The organism is Helicobacter pylori NCTC 11637 = CCUG 17874 = ATCC 43504 = JCM 12093 (assembly GCF_900478295.1).
GTDB lineage: Bacteria > Campylobacterota > Campylobacteria > Campylobacterales > Helicobacteraceae > Helicobacter > Helicobacter pylori.
In genome coordinates this window covers 19,285-39,971 of record NZ_LS483488.1, presented here as the reverse complement: position 1 = coordinate 39,971, position 20,687 = coordinate 19,285, and the positions used below count along the sequence as shown (strand labels likewise).

Below are 20,687 nucleotides of genomic sequence, written 5' to 3'. Positions count from 1 at the left end.
TATGACGCTTTTAGTAGGTTTAGGCAACCCTACTTTGCGTTATGCTCACACCAGACACAACGCTGGTTTTGATATTTTAGATTCGCTTATTAGCGAATTGGATCTTTCTTTTGCTTTTTCTCCCAAACACAACGCTTATTTATGCGTTTATAAGGATTTTATCTTCCTAAAGCCCCAAACTTACATGAATTTAAGCGGCGAGAGCGTTTTAAGCGCTAAAAATTTTTACAAAACCAAAGAGCTTTTAATTGTCCATGACGACTTGGATTTGGATTTAGGTGTTGTGAGGTTTAAAAAGGGTGGGGGGAATGGGGGGCATAACGGCCTAAAATCCATTGATTCATTGTGTTCTAATTCTTATTACCGCTTGAGAGTGGGGATTTCTAAAGGAATGAGCGTGGTTGAGCATGTGCTTTCAAAATTCCACAAAAACGAAGAGCCTTTAAAAAACGCCGCGTTTGAACATGCCAAAAACGCCTTAAAATTTTTTATAGAAAGCCATGATTTTAACGCTATGCAAAATCGTTTCACGCTTAAAAAACCTTTAAAAATAGAAAGTTAAATGCACTCTATCAAAAGTTTTAAGTTTTTATCGTGGTTTGAATAAGGGTTTAAAGTGCGTTTGTTTAGATTTGTGGGGTGGTATTATTTCAAATACTTTTTAATCGTGCTTTTAGCTTTAGAATTGTTTTTTGTAGGCATTGACAGCCTGAAATACGCCGATAAAATGCCCGATTCTGCGAACATGATTATTTTATTTTTCACCTATGACATCTTATTCGCTCTCAATTACACCTTGCCCATTTCCTTGCTTTTAGCGATGGTTTTATTTTATATCTCATTCATTAAATCCAACCAATACACCGCCTTGCTCTCCATTGGATTTTCCAAATGCCAGATTTTAAGCCCTATTTTTTTGATTAGCCTGTTTTTCACGGCTGTTTATGTGGGGTTGAACGCGACTCCTTTTGTGTATATGGAAGAAAAAACGCAAAATTTAATTTATAAAGACAATTCTTTGAGCGTCTCAGAGCATTTGTTAGTGAAATATAACGATGATTATGTGTATTTTGATAAGATTAATCCCTTATTGCAAAAAGCCCAAAATATCAAGGTTTTTCGCCTAAAAGATAAGACTTTAGAATCTTACGCTGAAGCTAAAGAAGCTTTTTTTGAAGACAAATATTGGATCTTGCATGATACTACTATCTATGAGATGCCCTTAAATTTTGAACTGGGCAACAACGCTTTAAACACCACGCGTTTAAAAACCTTTAAAACGCTCAAAAATTTCCGCCCTAAAGTTTTGGACACCATTTATCAAAACAAGCCCGCGGTTTCTATCACAGACGCTCTTTTATCCTTGCATGCTTTAGTGCGCCAAAACGCAGACACGAAAAAAGTGCGATCGTTTTTGTATGTGTTTGCGATCTTGCCCTTTTTTGTGCCGTTTTTAAGCGTTTTAATCGCTTATTTTTCGCCTAGTCTCGCCCGCTATGAAAACCTGGCTCTTTTAGGGCTAAAATTTATCATTATCACGCTCGTTGTTTGGGGGCTATTCTTTGCTTTAGGGAAGTTCAGCATTTCAGGGATACTCATTCCTGAAATAGGCGTGCTATCGCCCTTTTTCGTATTCTTAGCCCTCAGTCTTTGGTATTTTAAAAAGCTTAATAAGAAATTGTGATTTTTAAATCTTATATGTTACTAAGTGGTTTTATTCCCTTAGTTTAAAGGTGGCTAGTGGAAAGATTTAATCTAAAAAACCGCCGGTATATCGGCTCAAAAACCAAGCTTATAGAGTGGGTATTTGGGAGTTTAAAATTAAACAATATCAAAAGCGTGTGCGATATTTTTGCCGGAAGTGGGGTAGTGGCTGGTCAATTTGCCACTATTCCTAACGTTAAAAACATTATTATAAATGATATTTTATTTTCTAATGAAATCATTTATCATGCTTTTTTTATGGGGCAAGACGCTGATTTTAAGGTGCTTGAAGAGCTGAAAGAATATTATACTCAAGCTTTAAAGCTAGAAGAAAATTATTTTAGCCAACATTTTAGCGACAAATTTTTCAGCTATAAAGATTGCGTCAAAATCGGTAGCATTAGAGAGCATATAGAAAGCTTGAATCTAGATAAATTAAATAAAGATATTTTATTAACAAGCTTGATTTATTCAATGGATAAGATAGCTAACACGGTAGGGCATTATGAAGCTTATAGGAAAAAAGAGATTTTGCAAGATAAATTTATTTTTGAGCTTATTAGCCCTATAAAGCATGATAAAAATATCATGATAGAGAGAAAAAACGCTAACGAATTGGCTAAAACCTTAAAAATAGACTTAGTCTTTATTGACCCTCCATACAATTCAAGGCAATACAGCCGGTTTTATCATCTCTATGAAAACCTAGTGCAGTGGAAAAAACCCAAACTCTATGGAACAGCTTTAAAGCCATTATGCGAGAACATGAGCGAATATTGTCGCTCTAATGCCAAGAAAGAATTGAGCGATTTGATTGAAAAACTAGATTGTAAAAGGATTGCTTTAACTTATAATAATACCTATAATTCTAAGTCTAGCTCTTCGCAAAATAAAATAGGCTTTAAAGATTTAGTGGAAATTTTAAGCCAAAAAGGAAAATTAAGCGTTAAAGAAAAGGCTCATGGTTTTTTTAATTCAGGAAAAACTGATTTTAAAGAGCATAAAGAATTTTTATTTATAGTGGAAGTGAAACCTTGAAAAAAGGTATTCGTTCTCCCTTTTTCTATGTAGGGGATAAATATAAACTGATGCCACAACTCAATAAGCTATTCCCAAATAACATTAATCAATTTATTGAGCCTTTTGTGGGTGGAGGTAGCGTGTTTTTAAACACTAAGGCTAAAAGATACTTAGCTAACGACATAGATACTAATATTATCAATTTGCATAAAACTTTAAGCAAGTTCAATGCTTGTGAGCTTTTTGATGAATTGTCTAAAATCATCATTCATTATGGTTTGTCTTTCTCTTTTAAGGGGATTACAGCCCCTGATGAATTAAAAAAACAATATATAAAAACTTACTACGCCAAATACAATAAAATAGCTTATGAAAAACTAAGGGCTGATTTTAACTCCAATCAAAACAACATGCTCTATTTATATTTACTTTTAATTTATGGGTTTAATCACATGATTAGATTTAATTCTAAAGGGCTTTTTAATTTACCTGTAGGTAATGTGGATTTCAATGAAAATGTTTATAATGCCCTAAAAAACTACATAGATTTTATACAGCAAAACACCATTATTTTTCACAATGATGATTATATTGATTTCCTTAACCACACCACTTATTTAAAAGATGATTATGTTTATTTTGACCCCCCTTATTTAATCTCAAATAGTGAATACAACAAGTTATGGGATAGCGATAATGAGATAGCCTTATATGGTGTTTTAGATAACCTAGATAAAAAGGGAGTTTTATTTGGTATAACTAATCTTGTTTATCACAAGGGAGAGACTAATTTTATTTTAAAAGAATGGGCTAAAAAATATTATATTTTTAATATCAAAAGTAATTATATCAGTTATAATGACAATACCATTAAAGAAGATAGTCAAGAAATCTTTGTAACTAATTATAGGTGATTAATGATGACTAAAAAACCGGCACGAAAAATTTTAAGCTTTTCAACCACCATGCGAAACCCTAAAAGAATAGGGCAATTTTTAGCTGTTTTAGGAAAGTTTGAAAATCAAATCCTTAAATCTTCAACAATCATGCAAATTATCAAATCCGTTTTGGCTCATAGGCTTTATAGACCTACTTCTATCAATCAAAATAAAGAATTGAAAGAAAAATTTGACTCCAATGAATATATCTTTAGCGATGAATAATTAGAGCGCATTATAGAGATATCCCCACAAAATCATAAAGAAATGGGCTTTGAGCATGGATGGGAAAGTCGGTTTGACACTTGGTATAAGCTTATGTGTGAGTTTGGTTTTTGCTACTATGCAAAATATGAGAAAATACTCATCAGCGATAGCGCTAAGATGCTTATTCTTGCTTATTATGATAAAGAAAACGATGCTTTTAAAGAAAGCGTTGATGGAAGCGTAGTTGGGGCTATATTTTTAAACGCTCTGTCTAAATATGAAGTAGGAAACCCTTACAAAAAGAATTTAAACCATAACAACCCTTTCAAACTATTGCTCTCGCTTTTAAAACGACTCAAAAATGCCCATCTAACCCCCCTATCTGTCAAAGAAATCCCTATTTTACTTTGTTGGAAAGATGATAACGCCAATGGGCTTTATGACTACATTATTCATTTAAGAAAAGAAATTGCTGCTATCAATAAGACAGAATTCAGTTACTCAGATGAATTTATCTATGAAAAATGCCTAAAACTTTTAGAAAGTGTTAATAAAATACGATTTAAAATGAGCCAAATCATTAACGAAGCCGTTGATGAATACATTAGAAAAATGCGTATTACAGGACTCATTTCATTGCGTGGTAATGGTAGGTTTATTGATATTAATACTAATGAAAATAACAAAATAGATTATATCTTACAAACTCATAAGGCTTTTAAAGGGGATTATTTAAACGACACTCAAGCTAACAAACTCGCCTTTTTTAACTACATGGCGATCGTGGATAGCTTTCTTGTTAGCGTTACTCCAATCAGCGCTGATGAGAGCGTTAAAACAAGCAAATTGAATGAACTAGCAACCACTTATACTAAAGATTTTATCAAGCAAGAATTACTCATTACTTGCAACAAGCAAGAATCAAAAGATAGTTTTTTAAGACTCATTGATAAACCTTTACGCTTAGAATTTTTAAGCGCTATTTTCTTGAAACAACATTTTGAAAATTTAAGCGTGATACCCAATTATAAAAGCGATGATGAAGGCTTGCCCGTATACACAGCAAGCGGTAACAAACCTGATATTGTAGCTATGGACACAAAAGCCCAAAGTTATATAGAAGTGAGCTTGATTAGAGATAGAAGTCAAAGTACCTTGGAAATGATACCTATTGCCAGACATTTAAAAGAATTGATTAAAAATAGCACTGATATTAGAGAAAAATTTAGTGTTTTTGTAGCTCCAAATATCCATGATGACGCCAAAGAATATGCGGGATTTGCCCATTTCAAAGACAATATTAACATACGCTGTTATGCCATTAATGATTTTATCAAAAAAGTAGAAAACAGCACAGAGTTATTGCAACTCAATGACAACCCTAAAGCTTGACAAATCAAGCTTTCATATATCCATATATAAGCTATAAGCCCTGCCTAAAAACCCTACCAAATTCAAAAAGTATAAACATAGCGCAAATACATAGAATATTGACGGCGTAAGGTTTGGGTTAAGCTGAAATTGGTTTCTGCTCCGGTGATAGTGGTTGGTTGGCCATTCTCTAGCGGGCCTTGTTTTTTCGCTCTTATGGTAGTAGAGCCTTTGAAAAAGTAATTAGGGAGCGTGGGGATTTTGATACCAAACTCAATGCCATGGTGTTCAAAAATATTAGTTCTAATGCCCACATTCACTAAAAATTGGAAAATCGTGTGATTCACTTTAGCGTTCAATTTTCCTGTGGTATAGACGCTATTAGGATTAATCCCCACATCACAACTCGCCGGCGTCGTGTCCCCGCATGTGATTGTGCCATCAGCGTTAGTCATGTAAGCGTCAGCATCCGTATTGACGCCATAAACATACCCGTCCTTAAAATACCCCACACGATTATTGGTCCAAGTGTTACCCGCAAAATTCACGCCCACAAAAAACCCGGCCGTGGCTTTAGGCTTATCTATAATGTTAAAAAGCATGTCTGTGCCAAAACCATAAGTATACATGTCCGCTTTTTGATCGCTCAAATAGAAAGGCGATATAGCGTTAGCGGCCCTGGAGTTAGAGAAATTGGTATGCCCATAATCAAAAAAGCCGTAATAGCGCAACCCAAACCACCTTTTTTTACCGATAAAATGCTTATAGCCCGTCATCACACCTAGCCCATACATCGGCTGGTTACGGCCAGGAATGTTTTTATTGGTGCTAAGCATGGTGCGAGAAGTCCAATTGACCACGCAATTAGCTTTAGTATAGCCTGGCGTTCCTGGCGTCCCTGAAGCTGGCTGACAGCCACCGGTCTGCCCGTTAGGGACTTTGCCATCATCATTGGCTGAAACATCGCCAAAAGGCACTTGAAACAACTCGCCGTTTCTATAAGCGTTGGTCTTTTGATCAGCCCTACCCACTTCCAAGCTAATCCCCACAAACGCGCCATTCTTTTCATGGGCATTTAAGGGGTTTGTCAGCCATAACGAACTCAAAAGAGCGCCTAAAATTACCGAGCCTTTTTTAGAAATTTCTAAAGATTGAGCTATCAAAACAGATTCCTTACGATTAAAATTTTTACCAACCATTTTGCAATCTTGCATTCTATTTTTCTTCTTTGTCATAAAATTGAGCATCACTCTCTAGGGTCTCCGCTTAAGTGTTACTTTTTTAATTATTTTATTATAGCTAATTGCAATCTTAAAAGTCAAACAAAAACCACCCCTAAAATTCCCATAATAGTGGGATACTTGACAATAAAACCCTTTTATAGTAGATTAAAAACTCTTTAATTTTCCCATGAATAAAGGATTTTAAATGGATGCGATTTATCCTTATGTGTTGGTTGTTCATTTATTGTGCGCCATTATTTTTATTGGCTACTTGTTTTTTGATGGGGTAATTTTCCCTAATGTGAAGAAAATGTTTGGCGAAGAGTTTGCCAATAAAGCGAATACAGGAATCACTCAAAGAGCGATCAAAATCATGCCCTTATGCGTTTTAGGGCTTGTTTTAACAGGGGGCATGATACTTAGTCAATACATGGGGGGCGATAAAGGCTGGTGTGAAACCCCTTTTCAAAAGATACTGATGCTTAAAGTGATCTTAGCGTTAAGCATTTTTCTTTTGGTGCTTTTTTCTTTATCGTGTAAGTTTTTGGGCAAGAAAAACCCTATTGGTAAATATATCCACCCTATCGCTCTAACTTTTGGCTTTTTAATCGCCATTTTAGCCAAAACGATGTGGTTTGTTTAAGAACGTTTCAACCTCAAAGAATTTAAGACCACTAAGAGCGAGCTACCACTCATGCTCAAACTCGCTATTAAAGGGTTAATGTATCCTAGCATAGCGACCGGGATTAAAATAGCGTTATAAATCAAGCTTAAAACAATGTTTTGCAACACCACTTGATAGACTTTTTGAGCGTTATGAAACGCTTTTTCTAGCAAACTCAAATCCTCTTCTAAAAGCAAAATATCGCATGCGCTTTTACTCAAAGCGCTTTTTTCAAACCCCAAAGAAACGTTCGCTTGTTTTAAGGCTAGCGCGTCATTATTGCCATCGCCTATCATCGCGCACACGCCCTTATAAGAACTGATGGTTTGAGCCTTATCTTCAGGGGTCAAATGGGCATGATACTTAGAAATCCCTAATTTTTTCGCGCACTCCTTAACCGAGCTTTCATTATCCCCGCTTAAAATTTCTAATTCTAAGCCTTTATTTTGTAAAGCCTGAACGACTTCTTTAGCGTTAGCTTTCAAACGCTCTTCTAAAATGAATAACGCGCATAAAGTCTTATTTTTCGCAAAGCCTACCATGATATTAGCGCTCTCTTTAGCCTTTATATTAACCCCCATAGCGTTTAAAAATTTCAAACTCCCCACTAGCAAAGTTTCATTGTGATAATTCGCTTTCAGGCCATGAGCGAAAAACTCTATCTTTTCTAAATCAACCTCATCGCCATCTAGGGATTTAAGAATCGCGCTATGGGCTAAATGCTCTCTCACTTTTAAAAGGCTCTTTAAAAGCCTTTCATCAAATTCTTCATAAATGATTTTTTCTTTTAAAAGGACTTCTTTTTGCGTGAGCGTGCCGGTTTTGTCTATAAAGATTTTTTTCACTTTAGCCAGAGTTTCTAAAAACAACGCTTCTTTAAACACGATTAAAGGGTTTTTAAACACCCCTATCACTAACGCAATGGGCGTAGCCAAGGCGAATGCACAAGGGCAGCTGATGACTAACACGCTAATACACACCATTAAGGCTTTTTCAAAATCACCCCCCAAACCAAATTGCCACAATAAAAAGCTTACAAAGGCTAAAAACAACACCGCTTTAGAAAAAATATCCGCAATTTTATTCGCGCTGCTCTCAATTAAGGGCTTTTCTAAAAAACTCTTTTTTAAAGTTTCTAACAAACCAGAAAGGCGTGAGTTTTGAAAATTAGCGCTCACTTGATAGCTAAAAGGCACGCCCACATTCACATAACCCCCTAAAATTGGATCATTAACCCCCAATTCCAAAGGCTTAAACTCCCCACTGATCAAAGACGCATCCACGCTCGCATGATCTAAAAGCACGCCATCTAAAGCGATTTTAGCCCCGCTTGGCACCCAAACAACAGAGCCTATCGCCACATCTTTAGGGTGTTTTTCTGTTTGCTTGCCATTTTCTACAACGATCACGCTATGGATTTCATGCGATTCTAGGGCCAGACATTTTTCATTCGCAAACAGCCTGGCTTTTAATTCCAAAAACTTAGAGCCAAAAACAAGCGTTAAAATCGTGCTGCTCGCTTCAAAATAAGTCTCTTGAGACACCAACATGGCATAAACAGAATAAACAAACGCCGATAACGCCCCAAAAGACACGCTCAAATCCATGCCCAAAACACCATTTTTTAGCCCATAAAACGCCCCCTTAATGAAAAAACGCCCCACCACCACTAACACCAACAAGCTTAAAAAGAGCGATACGAGATCCAAATTCCTTTGCATGAGTTTATCCATGCCGCTACCATAACCCGCACCACCATAACTCGCGCTACCATAACTCGCATACTTGGCAATTGCAATAAACATCAAATTCATGGTGGCAAAAAACCCCACGCTCAAAGTGAGCAAGTAGGAGCGTTGCTCTTTTTGAGCTTTTAGGGTGTAATTTTGTGCATTATAGATTTTAGCCCCATAACCCAAACTCTCAATTTTTTGAACGATCTCTTTAGGGTTTAAGGACTTGTCAAACACGATTTGTAAATGGTGGGTGGTGAAATTCACGCTCACTTTTTTAACCCCACTTAAACGCTCTAAAACCTTTTGATTGAGCCACAAGCAAGCGTTGCAATGCGTTTTTTCTAGCAAAAGATTGAGAATAAAATCGCTTTTATTGTTTTCTTCAAGGGCTTGTTCTAATTCCAAAGCGTTCATTGAATCTTGGGGCGTTACGGGGGCTAAAGTAGAATCGTTTAATTTGTCATAAAAGCTCTCTAAATTCAAATCTAACAATAACGCATACACCCTAGCGCACCCCGTGCAGCAAAAATGCAATTCTTTATGATTAATGGTCTCTTTAAAAAGATCGCTTTCTTTAAACTCCAACTGGCAATGCGAACATTTCATTTTTAATCCTCAATCTAAAGGCGCTTTGATAGAATAGGTGTTACAAGTTTGATAGATGCTTAAAACTTCTTTGGTGTTGTCGCTTTGGTTTTTGGAATGGTGCGTGATTAAAGGGGGCAGAACTTTTAGAGCGCTTTTGGAATTATTCCTAGCCGCTCCAAGCATCAAATGGGCGTTTTTGTCTTTAAAACTTTGGACAAACCTTAAAGCCTCTAGCGTGAGTTTAACGCTTTTTAAGCTCTCTATCACCAAGCAAAGCGATAAGGCTTCATAGCAAAAAATAAAATACCCTTTAGGTTTCAAGCATTTTTTCACTTTAGCCGCTAAAGAAGCGAAATCTAATTCGCTCTGGTGCCTCGCATGCCCTTTGTTTTTGGATTTAATAGAGCCTAAAGCATAAAAAGGGGGGTTACACACAATTACATCATACAAAATCGGGGGGTTGAAATCTAAAAAATCGCTCTCAAACGCTTGGGCGTTAGGGAATTTAAGGGCGTTTTTTTGGGAACAAAACGCCATTTTGCTATCCTTTTCCACTAAATGAACGCTCGCTAGCGGGTTGTCTCTAGCGCAGAGCAAGCCTAGAACCCCACACCCTGATCCTATGTCTAAAATCGCGCCACTATTTTTGATAAAAGGGCGTGAAAAATCGTATAAAAAAAGCGAATCGCTGTTGTAAGAATAAGCGTTTAAAGGCTGGTATAATCTTAAGAGTTTTCTATCCATAAAAGGGCTTCATTTTCTAAGATTTGCGCATGCAACAACCGCCCTTTAAAAGGGGTTTTTAGAGCGAATGTGCTAAACGCTTCGTTAATCATAGACGCATGCGAATGCAAAAGCAGTGCGTCTATTTTGTCCCTCAAGCTCTCAAACAATCCCCACCCCCCTTCAATGAAATTAAACCCTTTCTCTAGGGGTAAATCTTTAGGGTTGTTGAAAATATTAACCAAACGATTGGGCGCTGAAAAAACTTTTGAATTGGGGCTAATTGAGCGCTTGGATAAAATAGCGATATTGGGGTTTTTATGTTGATAAAAGCTATCGCAAAAGCGAGCGTCTAATAAGGGGTTATCCGTTCTTATGGTTTTCCCAGAAATGATGAGCGTGTCGCATATTGCTCGCTGGTTGTGTGTGAAAATAACGCTTTTTTGCCCGGTGATCTTGCCATGATGATAATCCCCATTCATCCTTAAAGCGAGTTTGAACAAATTAAAACGCCCCTTTTGTTCCATTACCCTAAAAGGCAAGAGCAAGTCTTTAGCCTTGTTTTCTAAATTGCGACAAATTATTGTTTCAATACAAGCCTTTTGTAGCCTTGCTAAACCCCCTTTTTTAGCTTCGTTTTCTTCTGCGGCAATGACCACTCTTTTAGGCTTTAAAATTTCTAACAACCCACTGCACGCCGGTGTTTTGCCATAAGAATTGCATGGCTCTAAGGTGATTAAAAAAACGCAGTCTTTAAAGGCGTTATCGTGGCGCGTTTTTAAAAAATCGCTTAAAATTTTAGGATCTTCTAATTTTTCTAAATCGTTTTTTAAATGGGGGCGTAAAATCTTTAACGCTGATTTAGCGGCTAAGACTTCTGCATGCGGGGTTTTGGCTTTTTTATGGGTTTCTAAACTCAAGATCTCATGGTGTTTATCTAACACCATGCAGGCCACGCTTGGGTTTTCTAAGGCTAGGGTTTGATGCTCCCATGCCTTATTCAAGCACATTTCTAATAAACTTTCATAAAGTCTCATGATGGGAAAAAAGGCAAGAGCAAAAAGCCTTTAATCGCTAAAGCGTTAATAATATCAACAAAAAACGCCCCCACTAAAGGCACGACGATAAACGCTACATGCGATGGCCCATAGTGGTTGGTGATGGTTTGCATATTCACCATAGCCGTTGGGGTCGCTCCAAGCCCAAAACCGCAATGCCCCGCGCACAACACCGCCGCATCATAATCCTTCCCGCATACCCTAAAGGTTACCAGCACCACATAAAGGATCATAACCACCACTTGAACGCTCAAAATAACCGCCAATGGCACAGCGAGTTTTAACAATTCCAATAAATTCACGCTCATTAAAGCGTAGGCTAAAAACAGACTCAAACTCACGTTCCCTATGACTGAAACCTCTCTGTCAAACACGCTATGGATTTTAAAAAACGACAAGGCATTTCTTAAAATAACCCCTACAAACAAGCACCACACAAAAGTCGGCAAAGTGAAGCTTTTAGGCACCAAATGCGATAAAAAAGTCCCCACCAATAAAGCGATCGCAATTAAAGCTAAAGTTTCTACAAAACTGGATGCGGTGATTAGGCGCTGCTCTTTAGGGGTTTCAAAGCCTTTAGACACCACGCCCTCTAAAGTGTCTTTTTCTTTAGTGTCTTTAGGCTCTAGTTTGTATCTTGAAATCAAATATTTAGCCACAGGCCCCCCAATAATCCCCCCACTCACCAAGCCAAAAGTCGCACACGCCATGCCCACTTCTAAGCTGGAGCTAAAACTATAAGGTGGTTGGGTGAAAAAATTAGCCCATGCCGCGCTAGTGCCATGCCCTCCCACTAAAGCGATAGACCCTCCTAAAAGCCCCATTAAAGGATTGACCCCTAAAAGGCTAGCGGTAGAAATCCCCACTGCATTTTGACACACCACAAACCCCGCCACAGCCAGCAAAAAAACCGCAAGCATTTTCCCGCCTTTTTGTAAAGATTTGAAATCCGCGCTCAAACCAATGGTGATAAAAAAAGTCAGCATTAAAGGATCTTTTAAAGAAGAATCAAATTGCAAGCCAAAATTGTAAAACTGACGCGCTAACATGATAGTAAAAGCGACTAAAACCCCGCCCACAACAGGCTCTGGAATATCATAATCGCGTAAAAACTTGACTTTAGAAATCACATAACGCCCCAAAAGCAGCACTAAAACCATGCACACTAAAGTGGCATAAATATCCAACTTAATTTCTTGCAAGCTTGCATCCTTATTAATCAAATTTATCTTATTATAATATAATACCCCCCTAAAAGAACGAGATTAGTTAGAAAGTAGGTGTTCCTTGCATACAGTATTACAAATTGGAGCTGGTGGCGTAGGCAGTGTGGTAGCGCACAAAATGGGCATGAACAGAGATGTGTTTAAAAATATCATTTTAGCGAGCAGGAGCTTAGACAAATGCTATGCGATTAAAGAAAGCATGCTCAAAAAGGGTTTGGGGGAAATTGGCGTTGAACAAGTGGATGCAGATGATACGCAAGCCTTAGTCGCTTTAATCCAAAAATACAAGCCTAAAGTCGTTATTAATGTGGCTTTACCCTATCAGGATTTAACCATCATGCAAGCATGTTTAGAAACTAAAACGCATTACATTGATACCGCCAATTACGAACACCCGGATTTAGCGAAGTTTGAATACAAAGAGCAGTGGGCGTTTGATAGGGCCTATAAAGAAGCAAGGATTTTAGGGGTTTTAGGGGCTGGGTTTGATCCAGGGGTTACTAACGCTTATGTCGCTCACGCTCAAAGACACCATTTTGACACTATCCACACTTTAGATATTTTAGATTGCAACGCTGGGGATCACAAACGCCCTTTTGCGACGAATTTTAACCCTGAAATCAATTTGAGAGAAGTCAGCTCTAAAGGGCGTTATTATGAAAATGGCAAATGGATTGAAACAAAGCCTTTAGAAATCAAGCAAGTGTGGGCTTACCCGCAGATTGGCGAAATGGATTCGTATCTTTTATACCATGAAGAATTGGAATCGTTAGTCAAAAACATTAAAGGTTTGAGGAGGGCGAGGTTTTTTATGACTTTCTCTCAAAATTATTTAACCCACATGAAATGCTTGGAAAATGTCGGCATGCTAGGCATTAAAGAAATAGAACATCAAGGCGTAAAAATCGTGCCGATACAATTTTTAAAAACCTTGCTTCCGGATCCAGCCACTTTAGCCAAAGACACCACCGGTAAAACCAACATCGGGTGCTACATGACCGGCATTAAAAACAACCAAGACAAAACGCTCTACATTTACAACGTGTGCGATCACAAGAAATGCTATGAAGAAGTGGGTTCGCAAGCCATAAGCTACACCACCGGCGTGCCAGCGATGTGTGCGGCTAAAATGATTTGCAATGACACTTGGAGCGCGGATCATTTTAGGGCCGGGGTGTTTAACATAGAAGAATTAAACACCGATCCCTTTATGGAAGAATTGATCAAACAAGGCCTGCCTTATGAAGTGATTGAGCGCTAGTTTAGGCTTCAATCTTCACTGGGTGCGATAAACACCGATTCCCTTTCTATCGTAATATTCTTATCGTCTGCGCTATAAGCTTGTATGGTAATAGGGATGAGAGCGTCTTTAGCGTTCTTGTATTTTGTGGCGTTACTCTTTAGGGGTTTTCGTAAAATCACTACCGCTTTAATCTTTTGCCCGGCTTTAATGGCGATAGGGTTTAAAGGCTTTTTGATTTGGATGTCTTTTTGCCCTAAAATTTTGAAATAAAACTCATGGTCTTTATTGTCCGTGTTGTGGAATAAAAACACGTAATCGTTATCCACATACCCACTAGAGCGCAATTCATACAGATCGCTGTTGCGGTTAATGTCTAAGAGCATGCGTTCTTTTTTAAACGAAGTGATGGCTAAAAGAGCTATCACAACAGCGATAACCCCCAAATAAGCGATCGTTTTTAAACGCACTAGGCGCACTTTTTGGCGCGTGTTAATGGCGTTGGTTGAAGACCATTGGATGAGTGAAGGGCGGTTGTATTTAGCCATGGTAATCGTGCATGCATCCACGCATTCTAAGCAATTGATGCATTCTAATTGCAAGCCCTTCCTGATGTCAATATGCGTGGGGCAAACCTGCACGCAATGCAAGCAATTCACGCATTCGTTTTCTACACTGCGTTTTTTGGGGGGTAAGGGGAAGAGATGGCCCTGATTATTATAAAGCGCTCCGCCACGCTTTTCATCATAAATGGGGTTTAAGGTATCATTGTCATACAACACCGATTGCACCCTAGCGTAAGGGCATAAATAAATGCAAAAACGCTCCGCAACCACCACTATATCAAATAGTACCACAGCCGTGCTAAAAAGCCAAAAACCCATAGCAACAGGGTGATCGCTAGGGTTTTTAAGATACATAAAAAAGTCTTCTGGGGCGATGAAATAAAAGAAAAACAACATCATTAGCCCTGCCACAACAGGAGCGAACAATAAAACGCTCAACGCTTTACGGATCTTATAGCTTGGGGTGTTTTTAGGGTTTTCTTGCTTGTTGCTGATCTTTTTATGGAGTTTGAAAATCTTGGTTTCAATCACATCTCTATAAAGCACCCTTAAAAAGGTTTGCGGGCAAGCCCACCCGCACCACACACGCCCAAGGCTAGTGGTGATGAAAAAAATCCCTATAAAAAGCAAAATAACCATAAAAGGCATGACTTGCAATTCTTCAGCGCTAAAGATCTTGCCTAAAAAATGCAGTTGCTTATGCTCAAAGGAGATCAAAAATAAATGCGCCCCATCAATGCGAACAAAGGGCGTGACTAGTAGCGCTAAAGAAATCAATAAAAACCCTATATAACGCTTCAAGCGGAACGATTTTAAAAAATGGCTAGAAGATTCAAGCATTCTCAATATCCTAAAATTTTTAAGCCACTATACCCTAACAACTTAACGCTTTCACTTAAAAAGCAACATGTTATAATGAACGCTATTTTATTTGAAAGGGTATTTATGGAAAGCGTTTTAAATTTCCTAACCAATATCAATGTGATTTTCACCCTTTTGGGCTATTTGATTGGGGGGATTCCTTTTGGCTATGCGTTAATGAAAATCTTTTATGGCATGGATATTACTAAGATTGGATCGGGGGGCATTGGTGCGACGAATGTCTTGCGCGCTTTACAAAGTAAGGGCGTGAGTAACGCTAAACAAATGGCCTTATTAGTCTTAATCTTGGATCTCTTCAAAGGCATGTTCGCGGTTTTTTTAAGCAAATTGTTTGGGTTGGATTACAGTTTGCAATGGATGGTCGCTATCGCTAGCATTTTAGGGCATTGCTATTCGCCTTTTTTGAATTTCAATGGAGGCAAGGGTGTTTCTACAATCATGGGTTCTGTGGTGTTGCTCATCCCTATTGAAAGCCTGATCGGCTTAACGGTGTGGTTTTTTGTGGGTAAGGTGCTTAAAATCTCTTCACTCGCTAGCATTTTAGGGGTAGGCACAGCGACTGTTCTTATCTTTTTTATCCCTTATATGCATATCCCAGATAGCGTCAATATCCTTAAAGAAGTCGGCACGCAAACGCCTATGGTGCTTATTTTTATTTTTACCCTTATCAAGCATGCGGGCAATATTTTTAATTTATTAGCCGGTAAGGAAAAGAAAGTCTTATGAAAACTAAACAAGGCGTTCATATCCATAACTTGGTGTTTGAAGCGATTTTGGGGATTTTAGAGTTTGAACGCTTAAAACCCCAAAAAATAAGCGTGGATTTGGATCTTTTCTACACGGAATTACCCAATAAGGCTTATTTGGACTACATGGAAATCCAAGAAATCATTCAAAACACCATGCGAGAAAAACAATACCTTCTCATTGAAGACGCCCTGAAAGATTTAAGCCATGCTTTAAAAACACGCTACAAGGAGATCTCTGAGCTTTTTTTGAAAATCAGCAAGTTAGAAATTTCTCCCAATTCTCAAGTGGGGGCGAGCGTGAAAATTTACTATGAAAGCAATCTTTAGCCTCTTTTTCCTCCTTATTGCTTTAAAAGCGCACCCCATAAACCCTTTACTAGAGCCACTATATTTCCCCAGTTACGCGCAATTTTTAGATTTAGAACCTCATTTTGTCATTAAAAAAAAGCGCGCTTATAGACCCTTTCAATGGGGGAATACCATCATTATCAAACGCCATGACTTAGAAGAACGCCAAAGCAACCAGCCAAGCGATATTTTCCGCCAAAACGCTGAAATCAATGTGTCTTCTCAAACTTTTTTAAGAGGAATGAGCAGCGCTTCTTCACGCATAGTGATCGATTCAGTCGTTCAGTAAAATGCTAAAACTTTTTTTAATCACATTTTTCTTGGTATTTTCTTAATCCTAAAACAAATTTAAGGTATTATTAAATAGAATAATGTAATAATAACCTTAGGTTCAAAACTTGACTAAATTTTTAGAAAAAAGTAAATAAAAAGGCTAAAAGAAATGCTTAGGAATAAATTTCGTATCGTGTTTGTCTCTTGTATTGCCGCTAGCAGTTTGCAAGCTCAAGAAAATACCCACACTTTGGGTAAGGTAACCACTAAGGGTGAAAGGACCTTTGAATACAACAACAAAATGTATATTGAAAGGAAAGAGCTCCAACAGCGCCAAAGCAACCAAATCCGTGATATTTTTAGGACTAGAGCGGATGTGAATGTGGCCAGTGGGGGCTTGATGGCGCAAAAGATCTATGTTAGGGGGATTGAGAGCCGTCTCTTAAGGGTAACGATAGATGGCGTCGCTCAAAATGGTAACATTTTCCACCATGACGCTAACACCGTGATCGATCCTAACATGATTAAAGAAGTGGAAGTGATTAAGGGGGCGGCGAACGCTTCAGCAGGCCCAGGTGCTGTTGCGGGTAAATTGTCTTTCACCACGATTGACGCTAACGACTTCTTAAGAAAGAATCAAACTTATGGGGCTAAAGCGGAAGCGGGCTTTTACACTAACTTTGGGTATCGCATGAACGCTACTGCGGCCTATCGTGGGAAGAATTGGGACATCCTCGCCTATTACAACCATCAAAATATTTTTTATTACAGAGACGGGAACAACGCTTTTAGGAATCTCTTCCACCCTACTTTTGACTTGCAAAATCCGAGTAATAGCGACATTGGCGTAGGGACTCCGAGCGAAATCAATAGCGTTTTAGGTAAGGTCAATGGCTATATCAACGACACGGATACCATTAGCTTAAGCTATAACATGACAAGGGAAAATTCCACCAGGCTTTTACGCCCTAACACCACTTCGGCGCTGTCTAAAGCCAACGACCCAGGAAGCCAGCCAGCACCTTTTGTGATTGACTTTGGGAAAGAATTAGCCCATACCATTAACTTCAACCACAATTTGAGCCTGAAATACAAGCATGATGGAGGCACTAGTTTTAACCAGCCGCGCGTTGAATCCACCGCCTTTTTAGGGGTAAGGGGGGGCGATTATAACCCTGTGGTAAATCCCTTCGCTTACAATTCTAATGAGCCGGCCAACCCGGATTACATCCCTGAAGTTAAGGATTGGTGTAACAACCCGGATAATATCAGCCAGTGCACGCAAGGGGCTATCAGGCCTTCTAATGGAGGCTATCAAATAGGCTATGGGCAGCCGGGCTCGATCAATTGGCAAGGCGCTTCTGCAATTTCCACAGGATCTAATATTTACCATGGACTTGTTCCTAAAAACCCTGATTACGACATGACTCCCCCTAACGCTCAAAACCCTAGCGCAAACGATTGGACTTTAGGGAATGCGGACGCTGAGGGGACTTTAGCCAGAAGGATTTTCTTAATCAACTCAGGCGTTAATTTTAAAGTAACCCACCCCATTAGCGAAGATTATGGGAATGTGTTTGAATACGGCATGATTTATCAAAACCTGAGCGTTTTCTCTGGATTGGATAAAGGCAAAAACGGCTATTACAAAAACAACATTGATCCTAACGACCCTAACGGGCCGGGCTTGCCTTACCGCCATTACTACACCGATCAAAGCTCTCAATACCCTCAAAATCTGAATGCGCCTAACCCGCTCTATCGTAACATGCCCCAAAATTCGCATGCGATCGGGAATATCATCGGAGGGTTTATGCAAGCGAACTACAATCTCTTGAAAAACCTCATCGTGGGTGCGGGAACTCGTTATGATATTTACACCTTGCTGGACAAAAACGGTCGCACGCATGTAACTTCTGGCTTCTCGCCTTCTGCAACCGTGCTTTATAACCCCATTGAAAGCATTGGCTTGAAAGTGAGCTATGCGTATGTAACTAAGGGGGCTTTGCCTGGCGATGGCGTTTTGATGCGCGATCCTACGGTGATTTATCAAAGGAACTTGCGCCCATCAATCGGTCAAAATGTGGAATTCAATGTGGATTACAACAGCAAGTATTTCAATGTGCGTGGGGCAGCGTTCTATCAGGTCATCAATAACTTCATCAACAGCTACGGGCAAGACACTTCTAAAAATGGTGGGGGTAACGCGACTGCAAAAAACATGTCAGGGAATTTACCCGAAACCATTAATATTTATGGTTATGAAGTTTCAGGGAATGTGCAATATAAAAATTTCGTAGGGACTTTCTCAGTGGCTCGCTCTTGGCCAACGGCTAGGGGGCATTTATTGGCGGACACTTACGCTCTAGCTGCAACGACTGGGAATGTGTTTATCCTAAAAGCCGATTATAATATCCACAAATGGGGACTTACTTTAACCTGGCTCTCGCGTTTTGTAACTAACATGTTTTATGAAGGTTATTCTATCTACTATCCGCAATACGGCTTGATGAAAATCCATAAACCCGGGTATGGCGTGCATAATGTCTTTATCAACTGGACCCCCACTTCTAAAAAATGGCAGGGTTTAAGGATTTCAGCCGTGTTTAACAATATCTTAAACAAGCAATATGTCAGCCAAGCTTCCGTGTGGCAAGCGAGCGCGGACGCTCCAGCAAGCGATATGATCCCTAAGAATAAACGCATGGCACTCCCTGCCCCTGGATTTAATGCGCGTTTTGAGGTATCCTATCAATTCTAAAATTAAAGAAATCCTAGGATTTCTTTTTGAATTTTGAACATGGAAACAAGCATGAAGAAACCCTATAGAAACCGCCAAACTCTATGGAAAAAGTTCCGCTCTCTCAATAAACTCATTAAGATGCTCTTAAGGATCTTAAAAAAGTAGTTTTATCAAAAATTTAGCGAGTTTAGTTTAAGATAACGCTTTATTTCAATTCTCAAAAAAGGAATCAAACGAGCTCCACTATGGCTAAAGAAACGCTTGAAATAACCCCGGATCTTTTGAAAAACCCTTATCAAAAAATCATCAATGCGAGCGCGAGCGTTTTTGATGAAAGCCATGGGCGATCGTTTTTTAGTGTGCAATTTTATGAAAAAATCGAACCTTATTTAAAAGAAGTTTTAACCCAACCCATTGATTTAGAATACGATCTAAACACCGCTAAAAAAACGAACCGCTTAACCCCTTTAAAACAGCTTTTTAAGGCGTGCTTTGGCACTGAAGAAATTTTAATTGTCAATAATAACACCAGCGCGGTATTCCTCATCGCTAACGCTTTAGCGCAAGAAAAAGAAATCATTGTTTCTTATGGCGAATTAGTGGGGGGGAATTTTAACCTTAAAGATATTTTATTGAGTAGTGGGGCTAGGCTGCATTTAGTGGGGAATATTAATCGCGCTTATTTAAGGGATTACCGCTTAGCCTTGAATGAAAACAGCAAAATGCTCTTTAAAACCCACAACCCCCATTTTAAAAAAGACACGCCCTTTAAAGATTTACAAACTCTGGCTAAAGAGCATGATTTGATTGATTATTACAATTTAGGGGATGTGGATTTGTTAAACAGAGCGGCTTTAGAAGAAATTTTAGCCCTCAAACCATCGCTTTTAAGCTTTAGCGCGGATAAATTCTTTAACAGCGCGCAAGCGGGCATTATTATGGGGCAAAAAGAATGGGTTGAAATATTAAAAAACCACCCCCTTTATAGAGCCTTAAGGGTGGATAAAATCACGCTCACCTTGCTTTTTTGCAGCCTAAAAGCATGGGTCAATCATCAAGAAGACATTACAATTCATGCATTATTAAACCAAACTAAAGACGCCTTATTGCAAAAAGCCCTCAAACTCTACGCCCTTTTAAAGCCTTTAGAATTGAATGTGAGCATAGCCTCTAGCTTTTCTAAAATAGGGAATTTGCCCGATAGAGAATTGGAATCCTTTTGCGTGAAAGTCCAGCCCAAAAACACCCGCGCTTTAAATAGTGAGAAACTTTATTTAAAGCTTTTCCAAAAAGGCGTTATTACAAGAATTTCATGCGAATTTGTGTGCTTTGAAGTCTTTAGCTTGAATGAAAAAGATTTTGAAAAAATCGCTCTAATCTTAGAAGAAATTCTTAATAAAGCTTAAAAATTCGCTATAATAAAATTTC

General features: G+C 38.6%; 19 protein-coding genes. 13 read left to right on the top strand and 6 right to left on the bottom strand.

The genetic code is table 11. The features are described from left to right. Position 1 precedes the first annotated feature (1 nt). The 6 genes from pth to DQL14_RS00145 are packed head-to-tail and all read left to right on the top strand — an operon-like array spanning position 2 to position 5,261. A complete protein-coding gene (pth, locus tag DQL14_RS00165) occupies positions 2-562 on the top strand; it encodes an aminoacyl-tRNA hydrolase (RefSeq protein ID WP_108169427.1) in 561 nt (186 codons plus the stop codon). A gap of 54 nt (positions 563-616) precedes the next feature. Further along, positions 617-1,684, top strand: coding sequence for an LptF/LptG family permease (locus DQL14_RS00160; protein ID WP_108169426.1), 1,068 nt, complete (start codon positions 617-619; stop codon positions 1,682-1,684). 56 nt (positions 1,685-1,740) lie between these two features. Beyond that, positions 1,741-2,742 carry a DNA adenine methylase gene (locus tag DQL14_RS00155; protein WP_108169425.1) on the top strand — a complete coding sequence of 334 codons (1,002 nt, stop codon included), beginning with the start codon at positions 1,741-1,743 and terminating at the stop codon, positions 2,740-2,742. Continuing rightward, a complete protein-coding gene (locus DQL14_RS00150; RefSeq protein WP_108169424.1) occupies positions 2,739-3,638 on the top strand; it encodes a Dam family site-specific DNA-(adenine-N6)-methyltransferase in 900 nt (299 codons plus the stop codon). The genes DQL14_RS00155 and DQL14_RS00150 overlap by 4 nt, the downstream gene beginning before the upstream one ends. Positions 3,639-3,641: 3 nt before the next feature. After that, positions 3,642-3,887, top strand: coding sequence for a hypothetical protein (locus DQL14_RS08565; protein ID WP_231952861.1), 246 nt, complete (start codon positions 3,642-3,644; stop codon positions 3,885-3,887). A 9-nt stretch (positions 3,888-3,896) separates the two neighbouring features. Continuing rightward, positions 3,897-5,261 carry an AlwI family type II restriction endonuclease gene (locus tag DQL14_RS00145; protein WP_231952949.1) on the top strand — a complete coding sequence of 455 codons (1,365 nt, stop codon included), beginning with the start codon at positions 3,897-3,899 and terminating at the stop codon, positions 5,259-5,261. Positions 5,262-5,323: 62 nt separating this feature from the next. On the opposite strand, the gene DQL14_RS00140 is transcribed toward DQL14_RS00145, so the two are convergent. Continuing rightward, on the bottom strand, positions 5,324-6,487 hold the full coding sequence (locus tag DQL14_RS00140; protein ID WP_162296900.1) for an outer membrane protein: 1,164 nt from the start codon (positions 6,485-6,487) through the stop codon (positions 5,324-5,326). Between the two features lie 181 nt (positions 6,488-6,668). Here DQL14_RS00140 and DQL14_RS00135 point away from each other — a divergent pair, with 181 nt between their 5' ends. Further along, complete coding sequence (locus DQL14_RS00135; protein WP_108169422.1) at positions 6,669-7,106, top strand: CopD family copper resistance protein; 438 nt, start codon at positions 6,669-6,671, stop codon at positions 7,104-7,106. Here the strand turns inward: DQL14_RS00135 and DQL14_RS00130 are convergent. From DQL14_RS00130 to gltS, 4 genes are read right to left on the bottom strand one after another with little or no spacing between them, the layout of a single operon-like run. Then, complete coding sequence (locus tag DQL14_RS00130; protein ID WP_108169421.1) at positions 7,103-9,469, bottom strand: heavy metal translocating P-type ATPase; 2,367 nt, start codon at positions 9,467-9,469, stop codon at positions 7,103-7,105. The genes DQL14_RS00135 and DQL14_RS00130 overlap by 4 nt on opposite strands. 9 nt (positions 9,470-9,478) lie before the next feature. Further along, entirely contained in the window at positions 9,479-10,195 is a 717-nt protein-coding gene (locus DQL14_RS00125; RefSeq protein WP_108169420.1) for a tRNA1(Val) (adenine(37)-N6)-methyltransferase, read from the bottom strand. After that, positions 10,177-11,211, bottom strand: coding sequence for a bifunctional diaminohydroxyphosphoribosylaminopyrimidine deaminase/5-amino-6-(5-phosphoribosylamino)uracil reductase (locus DQL14_RS00120; protein WP_108169419.1), 1,035 nt, complete (start codon positions 11,209-11,211; stop codon positions 10,177-10,179). The genes DQL14_RS00125 and DQL14_RS00120 overlap by 19 nt, the downstream gene beginning before the upstream one ends. Then, on the bottom strand, positions 11,208-12,434 hold the full coding sequence (gltS, locus tag DQL14_RS00115) for a sodium/glutamate symporter (RefSeq protein WP_108169418.1): 1,227 nt from the start codon (positions 12,432-12,434) through the stop codon (positions 11,208-11,210). Before gltS ends, DQL14_RS00120 begins: the two co-directional genes overlap by 4 nt. An 85-nt stretch (positions 12,435-12,519) precedes the next feature. On the opposite strand from gltS, the gene DQL14_RS00110 reads away from it, so the two are divergent. Continuing rightward, on the top strand, positions 12,520-13,719 hold the full coding sequence (locus DQL14_RS00110; protein WP_108169417.1) for a saccharopine dehydrogenase family protein: 1,200 nt from the start codon (positions 12,520-12,522) through the stop codon (positions 13,717-13,719). A gap of 8 nt (positions 13,720-13,727) precedes the next feature. On the opposite strand, the gene ccoG is transcribed toward DQL14_RS00110, so the two are convergent. Beyond that, on the bottom strand, positions 13,728-15,104 hold the full coding sequence (gene ccoG, locus DQL14_RS00105; RefSeq protein WP_108169416.1) for a cytochrome c oxidase accessory protein CcoG: 1,377 nt from the start codon (positions 15,102-15,104) through the stop codon (positions 13,728-13,730). A gap of 105 nt (positions 15,105-15,209) precedes the next feature. On the opposite strand from ccoG, the gene plsY reads away from it, so the two are divergent. The 5 genes from plsY to DQL14_RS00080 all read left to right on the top strand — a co-directional run bounded on the left by plsY (position 15,210) and on the right by DQL14_RS00080 (position 20,665). Then, positions 15,210-15,872 (top strand): glycerol-3-phosphate 1-O-acyltransferase PlsY, encoded by a 663-nt coding sequence (gene plsY, locus DQL14_RS00100; RefSeq protein WP_001875223.1) that lies wholly within the window; start codon positions 15,210-15,212, stop codon positions 15,870-15,872. Beyond that, entirely contained in the window at positions 15,869-16,222 is a 354-nt protein-coding gene (locus tag DQL14_RS00095) for a FolB domain-containing protein (RefSeq protein ID WP_108169414.1), read from the top strand. Before plsY ends, DQL14_RS00095 begins: the two co-directional genes overlap by 4 nt. Continuing rightward, positions 16,206-16,532: an iron-regulated protein gene (locus tag DQL14_RS00090; protein WP_108169413.1), complete on the top strand. Its 327-nt coding sequence runs from the start codon at positions 16,206-16,208 to the stop codon at positions 16,530-16,532. The genes DQL14_RS00095 and DQL14_RS00090 overlap by 17 nt, the downstream gene beginning before the upstream one ends. 153 nt (positions 16,533-16,685) lie before the next feature. After that, positions 16,686-19,277: a TonB-dependent receptor gene (locus DQL14_RS00085; protein ID WP_108169412.1), complete on the top strand. Its 2,592-nt coding sequence runs from the start codon at positions 16,686-16,688 to the stop codon at positions 19,275-19,277. A 227-nt stretch (positions 19,278-19,504) separates the two neighbouring features. After that, a complete protein-coding gene (locus tag DQL14_RS00080) occupies positions 19,505-20,665 on the top strand; it encodes an aminotransferase class V-fold PLP-dependent enzyme (protein ID WP_108169411.1) in 1,161 nt (386 codons plus the stop codon). The last annotated feature ends 22 nt before the right edge of the window (positions 20,666-20,687 follow it).

Excerpts from the sequence above, each read along its gene's own strand:
- DQL14_RS00135 (WP_108169422.1), top strand. The coding sequence starts at position 6,669 with ATGGATGCGATTTATCCTTATGTGTTGGTTGTTCATTTATTGTGCGCC.
- DQL14_RS00085 (WP_108169412.1), top strand. The coding sequence starts at position 16,686 with ATGCTTAGGAATAAATTTCGTATCGTGTTTGTCTCTTGTATTGCCGCT.
- DQL14_RS08565 (WP_231952861.1), top strand. The coding sequence starts at position 3,642 with ATGATGACTAAAAAACCGGCACGAAAAATTTTAAGCTTTTCAACCACC.
- DQL14_RS00120 (WP_108169419.1), bottom strand. The coding sequence starts at position 11,211 with ATGAGACTTTATGAAAGTTTATTAGAAATGTGCTTGAATAAGGCATGG.
- DQL14_RS00125 (WP_108169420.1), bottom strand. The coding sequence starts at position 10,195 with ATGGATAGAAAACTCTTAAGATTATACCAGCCTTTAAACGCTTATTCT.
- DQL14_RS00095 (WP_108169414.1), top strand. The coding sequence starts at position 15,869 with ATGAAAACTAAACAAGGCGTTCATATCCATAACTTGGTGTTTGAAGCG.
- pth (WP_108169427.1), top strand. The coding sequence starts at position 2 with ATGACGCTTTTAGTAGGTTTAGGCAACCCTACTTTGCGTTATGCTCAC.
- plsY (WP_001875223.1), top strand. The coding sequence starts at position 15,210 with ATGGAAAGCGTTTTAAATTTCCTAACCAATATCAATGTGATTTTCACC.
- DQL14_RS00130 (WP_108169421.1), bottom strand. The coding sequence starts at position 9,469 with ATGAAATGTTCGCATTGCCAGTTGGAGTTTAAAGAAAGCGATCTTTTT.
- DQL14_RS00140 (WP_162296900.1), bottom strand. The coding sequence starts at position 6,487 with ATGCTCAATTTTATGACAAAGAAGAAAAATAGAATGCAAGATTGCAAA.
- DQL14_RS00090 (WP_108169413.1), top strand. The coding sequence starts at position 16,206 with ATGAAAGCAATCTTTAGCCTCTTTTTCCTCCTTATTGCTTTAAAAGCG.
- DQL14_RS00080 (WP_108169411.1), top strand. The coding sequence starts at position 19,505 with ATGGCTAAAGAAACGCTTGAAATAACCCCGGATCTTTTGAAAAACCCT.
- ccoG (WP_108169416.1), bottom strand. The coding sequence starts at position 15,104 with ATGCTTGAATCTTCTAGCCATTTTTTAAAATCGTTCCGCTTGAAGCGT.